Below are 10,423 nucleotides of genomic sequence, written 5' to 3'. Positions count from 1 at the left end.
CCGCCTCGCGCACGAGGCCCGCGGCGCTGCCGTCGTCGCCGATCAGCCAGCCCCAGCCGCCGGCCGAGATCATGCGCCCCTCGGCATCGCGGCAGACGGCGATGGAGCCCGTGCCCGCCACCAGCCCGATCTGGCCCACCCGGCCCATGGCCAGCGGCATCAGTTCGGCATCGTTCACCACCCGCAGCGGCAGGGGGCTGCGCGCCCGCAGGGCCGCGGCCAGGGCCTCGCATTCGCCATCGTCGTCGCAGCCATGCGCGCCCACACCGAGCGCCGCCACCCTCTCGTCCCCGATCAGGAGATGCACCTGCGCAAGCAGGTTCGCGGCATCCTCGGCCACGCCGGCGCCGCGCCAGCTGCGGCTGGGCAGAACCGTCTCGCGCAGCTTGACCAGCCGGGTCCCGTCCCGGCGCGCCAGACAGATCTCGGTCTTGGTGCCGCCGATGTCGACGCCCACCACCGGAGCGCCCGCCTCGGAATATGCGGTCAGGCTCATGCCCGGCCCCGCAGGCGCGCACCGGCCTCGTCGAAGACGAGGACGCCGGCGGCGGGGGCTGCAACCCGCACCTCCTCGCCCAGATGTGCGGCGTGACGCGCCGTCCGCACGCCGATGCGGCTGTCATCGGCGAGGTGCAGATGCAGATAGGATTCCGCGCCCAGATCCTCGATCAGCGCGACACGGCCCGCGACCGAGACCGCATCGGCGGACGGCGCCTGCCCGGCCGCAACCACGGACAGCTGCTCGGGCCGGATCCCGATGTCGATCCGGGCGCCCGGCGCAAGAGCCTCGATCAGGGGCAGCGCCGCCGCCCCGCCCGCCGCCAGATCGGCCCGCAGCCCCCCTGCGCCGACGGAGGCGACCGTGGCGGACAGGAAGTTCATCTTGGGCGAACCCACGAACCCCGCCACGAACTTGTTGTCGGGATCGTCGTAGAGGTCCAGCGGGCGGCCATATTGCTGGATCCTGCCGCCGCTCATCACCACCATCTTGTCGGCCAGCGTCATCGCCTCGACCTGATCGTGGGTCACATAGATCATCGTGGTGCCGAGGCGCTCGTGCAGTTCCAGAAGCTCGGCCCGCATCTGCACGCGCAGCTCGGCATCCAGATTCGAGAGCGGCTCGTCGAACAGGAAGACCCGCGGCTCGCGCACGATGGCCCGCCCGATGGCGACGCGCTGTTTCTGGCCGCCCGACAGCTGGGCGGGCTTGCGATCGAGCAGCTTGTCCAGCCGCAGGATGGCCGCGGCCTTCTCGACCCGCTCCCGGATCAGGGCCTTGGGCTTGCGCGACATGCGCAGCCCGAAGGAGATGTTCTGGAACACCGTCATATGCGGGTAGAGCGCATAGGACTGGAACACCATCGCCGTGCCGCGCCGGGCGGGATCGACGTCGTTGATGACCTCGTCCTCGATGGCGATGGTGCCGGAGGTGGGCGTCTCGAGCCCGGTGATCATGCGCAGCAGCGTGGATTTTCCGCAGCCCGAGGGGCCCACGAAGACCACGAACTCCCCCTTCTCGATCGACAGGTCGATATCCTTGAGGACGGAATAGGACTCGAAGCTCTTGCAGAGGGATTTGATTTCTAGAAAGGCCATGGGTTCGTCTAGCTCCGGGTCAGCCCTTGGTGCCCGACATCGCGATCCCCTCGACGATCTTCCGCTGGAAGATGAGGAAGAACAGCAGCGGCGGCACGGCGGCAAGAAGGTTGGCGGTCATCACGACATCGACCGTCTGGTGCGAGAGGGGGGCGTTGAACATGCCCACGACCTGCCCGACCGTGTACATCTCGGGCGAGGTGGTCACGATCAGCGGCCACATGTAATTGCCCCAGGTCTGCATGAAGGTCAGGATGGCCAGCGTCACCAGCGCGTTGCGGCAGAGCGGCAGCGCGACATGCCAGTAGATCTGGAAATGCCCCGCCCCATCCAGACGCGCGGCCTCGATCATGTCCTTGGGGATGGCGCGCATGAACTGCACCAGCATGAACAGGCCGAAGGCCGAGGCGAGGCCGGGGACGACCAGCCCCTGCAGCGAGTTCAGCCAGCCCAGGTTCGAGGTCAGCAGATAGGTGGGGATGATGGTCACCGCCGTGGGGACCATCAGCGACAGCATCACGATGCCGAAGATCGGGCCCTTGGCGGGAAAGTCGAACAGCGCGAATTCGAAGGCCGCGAGCGAGCCTATGAAGAGGACGCCCAGGATCGTGAGCAGGGCATAGGCCAGCGAGATGCCGTAGGCGCGCAGATAGCCCGTCTGGGTGAAGATCATCTCGATCTTCTCGAGACCAGCCGACAGCGAGGTGGGCCAGAGCCGGGGGTTGATGGCGACCGGCTCACCCGGCAGCGAGAAGACCACGTTGATCATCCACCAGATCGGAAAGATGGTGATCACGGCGATCGCGATGGCTGTGGCCCATTTCAGGACGGTCCAGACCGAAATCCGCGCAGCGGCTGCAGAGGTCATCGGCGATTGCTCCATGTGCGGACGGCGAAGAGAAGGGCGGTGACGGCGATGATGGCGATGGTCAGCAGGAAGCCGTAGGCCGAGGCGAGGCCGAACTGCACGCCGCCGAAGGCGCGTCCCATCATGTCCATGACCGGGAAGAGCAGCGCCCCGCGGCGTCCGCCATATTCCGAGAAGGAGGAGCCGGTCAGCAGCCAGGGCGTGTCGAAGACCTGCATGGCCGAGATGACGGCATAGGTCAGCACGAAGAACAGCACCGGCGCCAGCATCGGAAGGGTGATGTGGATGACCTGCTGCAGCTTGCTGGCCCCGTCGAGCCGCGCGGCCTCGTAGAGATCGGCGGGAATGTTCTTCAGCCCGGCCAGGATGATGACCATGTTGAACCCGGCCGAAACCCACACATCCACCGCGATCAGCGCATAGAGCATGGTATCGGTGTCATTGAGGAAGCTGACGGGTTCGGCCCCGACCCAGCCGAGCATCATGTTCAGGAGGCCGAAGTTCGGCGCATAGATCCAGCGCCAGATGGTGGCCGCCAGAAAGGCAGGCAGCACCACCGGCAGGAAATAGGCGTTACGGAAGAAGTTCGCCCAGCGCCCCGTGAAGCTGTCGACCAGCAGCGCAAGGCAGAAGGCGACCGTCAGCCCGAGCGGCACCGTGATGGCGATATACTGGAACAGGTTCCACATCGCGCGGGAGAAGTCGCGCGATCCGAGCAGCCTCGTGTAGTTTTCCAGCCCGACGTAGACCGGCTCTCGCACGCCGTTCCAGTCGTGGAAGCTGTAATAGAGCCCACTGAGGATGGGATAGAGGAAGAAGGCTCCGAACAGCACGAGGAACGGTGCGATCATCAGGAAGTGGGGCAGGTGGTGGCGCAGGACTCGCATCGTTTCCCCATGAAGGAACAGGCGCCCCGAGACGGGGCGTTCGGAGGCCCCCCACCGACAGGGCGGCGGCGGGGGGCTCGCTTCGGGCGGGATCAGCCGGCGAGGCAGTCGTTCAGTTCGGCGATCATCTCCTCCGCGCCCTCTTCGGGCGTGAACTCGCCGTCAGCGGTGGCGGACACATAATCGACCACCGTCGACTGGTAGCAGGCCGGAACCGGCTGGATCAGATAGGGCGGGCTCACATCCATCGTCGCCTCGACCGCCTCAACCGACCGGGCGACCAGCGGCAGGGCTGCCACATCGGCCTCGGCCATCGCGGCCGCGTTCGAATTGTAGCGCGAAAGCAGTTTGGCCCAGCGGGCCATCTGCTCCTTGGCGGTGATGTAGGTCGCGAATTCGAAGGCCAGATCGAGATTCTCGCCCGGGGCGACGCCGACGATCTCGAAGTTCTTGATGCCGCCGTGCTTGTCGGCGGTCTCGCCGGGCATCAGCACGAAATCGTACTTCAGCCCCGAGTTCTCGGCCGCCTCGACATAGGTCGGGTTCACCCACGGGCCGATGGTGTGGAAGGCCAGCTGATTGGTGACGAACAGGTCTTTCGTTGCCTGATCGTTGCGGCTGGGGCCCGAGGTCAGAGGCTGCATCGCCACGAACTTTTCCAGCACCGAGGTCATCACCGCCGGGTCGATCCGCGTGGTCTTGCTCTCCCAGTCGATGCCCCAGGTCGAGACATCGCCCGTCACGCCATACATCTCGGCGATCGAGTTGAAGACCAGCGCCTGATCGGGAATGGCGAACTTGCCCGCGGCCTTCACCTTTTCCATCTGCGCCAGCCAGTCGGCCCAGTCGGCCGGCGGGGCGGAGGTGTCGATCCCGGCCGCTTCCAGCACCGTCAGGTTGCGGAACAGCAGCGTGCCGTAGCCCGTGTAGGGGATGCAGTACATCTCTTCGGGGCGCGGCGCGCAATTGTCGACCGCTCCCTTGTTGAACTGGGCGCGGAACTCCTCGGGCATGGCCATCCACTTGTCGTGGATGTTCGCCAGAGCGCCAACATCGACCAGTTGCGCGCCCACGCCCACCGCGTTCATGAAGACGTCGGGCAGGTTGCCGCTGGCCGCCCCCGCGATCTGACCGGCGGTCAGGTCGTCATCGCCCTTGCCCACGATGTTCACCGTCACGCCCGGATGGGCCTCCTGGAACTCCTTGATGAATTCCTGCTGAAGCGCCAGCGCCTCGCCCTGAGCGAAGTCGGAATAGACCCAGTATTCAAGGGTCTGCGCGCCGGCCGCGCTCCCTCCGGTGGCGAGGGCCAGCGCAAGGAGGCTGGCGGCGGTTGTCCTCATGGTCATTGATCTCTCCTGTCGTGACCCCGTCAGCGCGTTCGCTGGCTGACCCATATTATTAGGCAGCCTAACAAACAAAGTCGGGCAAGCAAGTGTTTTCTTGCGGGGCAGCTCGCGGAAGTTTCAGGCAGGCAGACCCAGCAGGACGCAGACGGCGCGATCCACGGCCAGACGCTCGGCCCCGAGAACCGTTGCCTCGGCCGCAAGGGTGCTGGTGGTGATCTCGGCCGGGAAGGCGAGGTGGCGGACGACCTCCTCCACCTTGGGCCTGAGCAGGGGCGAGGCACCGTATCCGCCGCCCAGCACCACGAGGCCGGGATCGATCACGCTGACACAGATCGCGATCACGGCGCCGATCTCGGCCGCATGGCCCTCGACATGGCGCAGGGCTGTCGCGTCGCCTTCGCCCGCACGGGCCAGAAGCTCGTAGGTATCGGCAGGCGGCCGGCCCGAGCTCTCGGGCCAGTCGGCCCGGACCCGGGTCATGAAGGCTTCGGTGCCGATGTAGCGTTCCGCCTCGCCGGGCACCGGGGTCAGGCCCGGTGCGAAGGGAAAGGTGATATGCCCGATCTCGCCCGCCGCGCCATTGACACCGGGCAGGATCTGGCCGTTCAGCATAAGCCCGAGGCCGATCTTCACCCCCACCTGCATAAAGGCGAAGGTCTGACGGCCGCGCGCCGCGCCATAGTGATATTCCGCCACGGCGGCGCAGTTCACGTTGTTCACCAGCGTGCAGTCGACCTGCGGCGGCGGCGCGAAATTCGTGAAGATCACTTCCTGATCGGTGGCGGCGGTATCCCCTTCCGGCCCCACGACCCGCGTCGGGATGGCGATGACCATGGCCAGCAGTGGGCCCCAGTCGGCTTCCGTTTTCTCCAGCGCCTCGGCCACGGCAGCGGCCACGACGCTGCTGATCTGGGGCGTCAGCGAATACTGGCTTTTCGGAAGGGGATGCAGGCTCGCGTGCAGCAGCCGGCGGTCCAGCGTCGAGAGCCGCAGCCGGATGTGGGTCGATCCGGCATCCACCGCGATCACATGCCCCGCATGCGTGGCCACCCGGTATTCCACCGCCCGGCGGCCCATCCCGCCATGCACCGATCCGATCGGCTCGACCAGACCCGCCTCCATCAGCTCGGCCATGGCGGCCGACATTGTGGGCCGCGAGAGGCCGAGGTCCTGCCCCAGCTGCGGACGCGTCGAGGGGCCCCGTTCGACAAGGGCACGCAAGACGGCGAGCGCGCTGCCGGTCAGGGTCAAGGGCTTACGGGTCACGCGGCCTCACAGCAATCAGGAAAACGAAAGCCAGCTTCTAGACGGTTTTCACCCGCGGAACCAGCCACCTGCGCGGCACCGAGGATGCGTCCGGGTTGCCCTCCTCAGTCCAGGGGCCAACGGCTCCGGCCACTCGTCCGGGCGGGCATCGGTGCGCCGCTTCTTCGAGGCGGAGCGCCAGAACAAAGCCTTCCCCGCGCTCAAGGCGCGCGCGGACCCTCTCGGAGCCGGAAAGCCCCTTCCGCCTGAAGCACCCGCGTCAAGGCCGCTCGCGGACCCGTGGTTTCCGGCATGTGGCGGCGGCAGCCCCCAGGGCCGTTGCCGGAGGAGCACAGACCCCGGCACCGGGGCTGCCCCAGCGGCGGCGGGCTGGACTCTGCCGTGGAAAACTGTATCCAGCCCCCAGCAAGCCAGAGCATTTGCTCAAGCGAGTGAGTAGTTGCTCTCTGTCTTGCGAGGCCCCCATGAGAACGAAACACCGGTCTATGCTGCTTGCAGGCGCGAGCACCATTGCTCTGGCCCCGGCCGCCCTCTTCGCCCAGGAGGCGATCGAGCTCGACGCGATCGTGGTCACGGCCACCACCGACATCACCACCCAGGCCGATGGCTACAAGGCCGACTACAACCAGTCCGCCACCAAATCCGACACGCCCGTGGCCGAGACGACGCAATCGGTCTCGGTCGTGACGGCAGAGCAGATCAAGGATCAGGGCGCGGAAACCCTCGGGCAGGCGCTGCGCTACAGCCCCGGCGTGCTCGGCGACCCCTACGGCGTCGATCCCCGCTTCGACAGCCCCACCATCCGCGGCTTCGAGGCGCGCGGCTCGCAATATGTCAACGGCCTGCGGCAGCTGCGCTACATGGGCGCCCCGGCCTACGAGACCTTCGCGCTCCAGCAGATCGAGGTGCTGAACGGCCCCAACTCCTCGCTCTACGGCGCGGGCTCGCCGGCCGGGATCATCAACCAGGTCCAGAAACGCTCGCAGGGCTTCGACTTCGGCGAGCTGGGCGTCGGTCTCGACGACAATGGCTCGCGCCAGAGCTTCTTCGACTGGAACCGCACGGTGAGCGACACGCTCTCCTTCCGCGCGACCGGCATCGTCAAGGACTACGAGAGCCAGGTGGAGGAGATCGGCCTCGAACGGGGATATCTGGGCCTCGCCGCCCGCTGGCAGCCCACCGACAGGACCACGCTCGACATCATCTCCTCCTATACCGACGACGCGCCGATCTCGCCGCCGGGCATCCCCTTCGCTCTCACCGGGCAGGGGAACGACAAGTATCTGCGCGAGCTCTACACCGGCGAGCCGGGCTGGGACGACCACGACCGCCAGATCTTCAACATCGGCTACGAGCTGAGCCACGAGCTCGACAGCGGCTGGACCTTCAGCCAGGGCTTCCGCTACGAGAAGTTCGACTGGGAATATACCGGCCATTACGTGACCGGCCTCGATGCCAGCGGCACCGAGATCACCCGGGGCGCCAACTATCAGCGCGAGAATACCACCGGGCTGAGCCTCGATTCGCGGCTTGCCGGAGAGGTGCTGACCGGCGGCATGGAGCACAAGCTGCTCTTCGGGCTCGACCTGCGCAAATACGATGCCGACACCGTCACCGAATTCTACAACGCCACTGGCGGCGTCACCAACCTCGACTGGCGCGACCCGGTCTATGGCGGCGTTCCCACCGGCGCGCCGTGGTATGTCAGCAAGCCCGACGTGACGCAGACCCAGATCGGCCTTTACGCGCAGGACGAGATCACCGCCGGGCGCTGGCGCGGATCGATCGCGCTGCGCCACGACTGGTCGAAACAGGAAGGCACCACCTACACGAACTTCGCGGGCCAAGGCGAGATCGACCAGACGGACAAGGCGCTGTCGGGCCGCGCGGGCCTCGGCTACGAGATCGCGCCCGGGGCGCTCGTCTATGCCAACTACTCCCCCTCCTTCGACCCGGAGATCGGCGTGGACGGCGCGGGCGAGCAGCTGGAGCCGACGACCGGCAAGCAGTGGGAGCTGGGCGTCAAATATCAGCCCGAGAGCTTCAACGCGCTCTTCACCGCGGCGATCTACGATCTGCGGCAGGAGAACCTGACGGTGAACCTCGGGGGCGCCGAGGGCCGCCGTCAGGTCGGCGAGGTCAAGTCTTCGGGCCTTGAACTGGGCGCGGTGGGCGAGCTGGCGCCGGGGCTGAACCTCCGCGCGAGCTACGCCTACAACGACACCGAGCAGGTGGATCCGAGCGGCGCCAACGACGGCAACGAGATGCCCAACGCGCCGAGCCATCTGGCCAGCCTCTGGCTCGACAAGGCCTTCGACAACGGCGTGAGCCTCGGCGGCGGCCTGCGCTACATCGGCGAGCGCAAGGGCGATCTCGCCAACGACTATTCGCTCGAGTCCGTGACGCTGCTCGACCTCGCCGTGGGCTACAGCCGCGAGAACATGGAAGCCTCGATCAACCTCAACAACCTGTCCGACGAGGTCTACCTCGCCAACTGCGGCTCCTTCGGCTGCTACTACGGCGAGGGCCGGACGATCTCGGCCAAGATCAGCTACAAGTGGTAGGGGGCGGCGCCCTCAGCCGACGGAGCTTCCTCACCGCCGCCAGCCTCGTGCTGGCGGCGGCCTCGTCCCTGCGGGCCGCTCCCCTGTCCGCACCGCGTCTCGCCGCCATCGACTGGGCCATGCTGGAGACAGCCATCGCGCTCGGGCACATGCCGGTGGCCGCCTGCGAATTGATCCGCTTCCGCGAGGATTCGCCCGAGCCAGCGGTGCCGGAGGACGTGGTGGATCTGGGCCTGCGCGGCGCGCCGAACTTCGAGCTGCTTCAGCTCGTGCGCCCCGATCTCATCCTGACCTCGCCCTATTACACCCGCTACGAGGCCCGCCTCATGCAGCTGGCCCCGGTCCTGAACCTGCCGTTCTATGTCCGGGGCGAGCCGCCGCTGGCCAAGTCCTTCGCGGCGCTGCACGAACTGGCCCGCGCCATCGACGATCCGGGCGCGGCCTCGCGGGCCGAGGAGGCGGCCGAGGCCCGGTTCGATGCCGTGGCAGCAGACCTGCGCCCGATGGCGGACCGGCCGCTCTGCCTCGTCAATATCGGCGATGCCCGCCATCTGCGCGCCTTCGGCTTCGACAGCCTGTTCGGATCCGTGGCGGCGCGGCTCGGGCTGGACAACGCCTGGCAGGGGCAGACGCGGTTCAGCTTTCTCGCCCCGGTGCAGATCGAAGAGCTTGCCAGCCTGCCCGAGGCGCGGGTGGTGATCGTGGGGGAAATCCCGGTGCAGGCCCGGCGGGGGCTCGCGCGCTCCCGGCTGTGGCAGGCGCTGCCCGCGGTGCAGGGCGGCCGGGTCTATCAGCTGCCCGAGGTCAATGCCTTCGGAGGCCTGCCTTCGGCGCTGCGCTTCGCCCGGCTGCTCGGGGCAGCGCTCACCCGGCCCGCGGAGTTGCGGCTGTGAGCCGCCCCGCGCAACTGGCGCTGGCGGGCGTGGGCCTCCTCGCGGCCGCGCTCTGGGCCTGGGCCGCGGTGGGTCTCCTGCCCCTCGGCTCCTGGCCGCCGCTGCCCTTCCGGGCCGAGGCGATGAGCCTCGATCAGATCCTGCTCGCCTTCGGCCTGATGCCGCGCGGGGCCATCGCGCTTCTGGCCGGGGCGGCGCTCGGCCTGTCGGGGGCGCTCCTGCAGACCGTGCTGCGCAACCCGGTGGCCGATCCCACCACGCTCGGCATCTCCTCGGGCGCGCAGCTGGCCCTCGTCCTCTCCACGATCTTCGCGCCCGCCTTGCTCATCGACGGGCGCTGGCCGGTGGCCATGGCCGGGGCGGCGCTGGCGGCGGCGCTGGTGCTGGCGGTGGGCGCGCGCCGCGCCTTCGCGCCGGTCACGATGGTGATCGTGGGTATGCTGGTGGGGCTGACGGCAAGCGCCATCGCCACCGCCCTGACCCTCGCCCAAGGCGAATATCTGCTGTCGCTCGTCATCTGGAACGGCGGCTCGCTGGTGCAGCAGGACTGGTCGGGCGTGCGGGCGCTGGCGCTGGTGCTGGCTTTCGCAGGCCTTGCCGCGGCGCTTCTGGCGCGTCCGCTGCGCGTGCTCTCGCTCGGGGCCGAGGGTGCCGCGAGCCTCGGGCTCCGGGTGGCGGCGGTCCGGCTGGCGGGCATCGCCGTGGCGGTGGTCCTCGCCGGTTCGGTCTCGGCCGAGCTAGGTCTGATCGGCTTCGTGGGCCTCGCGGGGCCTGCCCTCGCGCGCAGTCTGGGCGCCCGGACCATCCCGCAGCGGCTCCTGCTCTCCGCGCTGATCGGGGCGCTGCTCCTGTCGCTCTGCGACGGGGTCGTGCTCACCGTGGCGGGCGCGAGCGGCGAGATGTTCCCGACGGGCGCGCTCACCGGGCTGATCGGCGGGCCGCTCCTGATCTGGCTCCTGCCGCGGCTGCGCGGCTCCACCCCGCCCGGCACCGAGGCGGC

Annotated in this window: 9 protein-coding genes; 3 read left to right on the top strand and 6 right to left on the bottom strand. The window is 68.2% G+C overall.

The annotated features are described in order from the left end of the window. The 6 genes from A9O63_RS16875 to A9O63_RS16850 form a co-directional block, all read right to left on the bottom strand. Nucleotides 1-496 (bottom strand): BadF/BadG/BcrA/BcrD ATPase family protein (locus A9O63_RS16875; RefSeq protein WP_328585912.1); only part of this gene is annotated, 496 nt, incomplete at its 3' end. Then, nucleotides 493-1,596 (bottom strand): ABC transporter ATP-binding protein, encoded by a 1,104-nt coding sequence (locus tag A9O63_RS16870; RefSeq protein ID WP_069332972.1) that lies wholly within the window; start codon nucleotides 1,594-1,596, stop codon nucleotides 493-495. The genes A9O63_RS16875 and A9O63_RS16870, both read right to left, overlap by 4 nt. A gap of 19 nt (nucleotides 1,597-1,615) precedes the next feature. After that, nucleotides 1,616-2,464, bottom strand: a complete 849-nt coding sequence (locus A9O63_RS16865) for a carbohydrate ABC transporter permease (RefSeq protein ID WP_069332971.1) — start codon at nucleotides 2,462-2,464, stop codon at nucleotides 1,616-1,618. Then, nucleotides 2,461-3,351, bottom strand: coding sequence for a carbohydrate ABC transporter permease (locus A9O63_RS16860; protein WP_069332970.1), 891 nt, complete (start codon nucleotides 3,349-3,351; stop codon nucleotides 2,461-2,463). Before A9O63_RS16860 ends, A9O63_RS16865 begins: the two co-directional genes overlap by 4 nt. Before the next feature lie 92 nt (nucleotides 3,352-3,443). Further along, nucleotides 3,444-4,700: an ABC transporter substrate-binding protein gene (locus A9O63_RS16855; protein ID WP_069332969.1), complete on the bottom strand. Its 1,257-nt coding sequence runs from the start codon at nucleotides 4,698-4,700 to the stop codon at nucleotides 3,444-3,446. A 117-nt stretch (nucleotides 4,701-4,817) separates the two neighbouring features. Then, the gene (locus A9O63_RS16850) at nucleotides 4,818-5,951 is read right to left on the bottom strand and encodes an ROK family transcriptional regulator (RefSeq protein ID WP_069332968.1); all 1,134 of its coding nucleotides are present in this window, start codon (nucleotides 5,949-5,951) and stop codon (nucleotides 4,818-4,820) included. A gap of 479 nt (nucleotides 5,952-6,430) precedes the next feature. On the opposite strand from A9O63_RS16850, the gene A9O63_RS16845 reads away from it, so the two are divergent. The 3 genes from A9O63_RS16845 to A9O63_RS16835 form a co-directional block, all read left to right on the top strand. Beyond that, nucleotides 6,431-8,530 (top strand): TonB-dependent siderophore receptor, encoded by a 2,100-nt coding sequence (locus A9O63_RS16845; protein ID WP_069332967.1) that lies wholly within the window; start codon nucleotides 6,431-6,433, stop codon nucleotides 8,528-8,530. Next, nucleotides 8,524-9,423 (top strand): ABC transporter substrate-binding protein, encoded by a 900-nt coding sequence (locus A9O63_RS16840; protein WP_069332966.1) that lies wholly within the window; start codon nucleotides 8,524-8,526, stop codon nucleotides 9,421-9,423. The genes A9O63_RS16845 and A9O63_RS16840 overlap by 7 nt, the downstream gene beginning before the upstream one ends. Then, a partial coding sequence (locus A9O63_RS16835) for an iron chelate uptake ABC transporter family permease subunit (RefSeq protein ID WP_141703106.1) occupies nucleotides 9,420-10,423 on the top strand: 1,004 nt, incomplete at its 3' end. The genes A9O63_RS16840 and A9O63_RS16835, both read left to right, overlap by 4 nt.

Origin of the sequence: Cereibacter johrii, from assembly GCF_001720585.1 — a bacterium.
Taxonomy (GTDB): Bacteria; Pseudomonadota; Alphaproteobacteria; order Rhodobacterales; family Rhodobacteraceae; genus Cereibacter_A; species Cereibacter_A johrii.
This window is presented reverse-complemented; position numbering and strand designations above follow the sequence as displayed.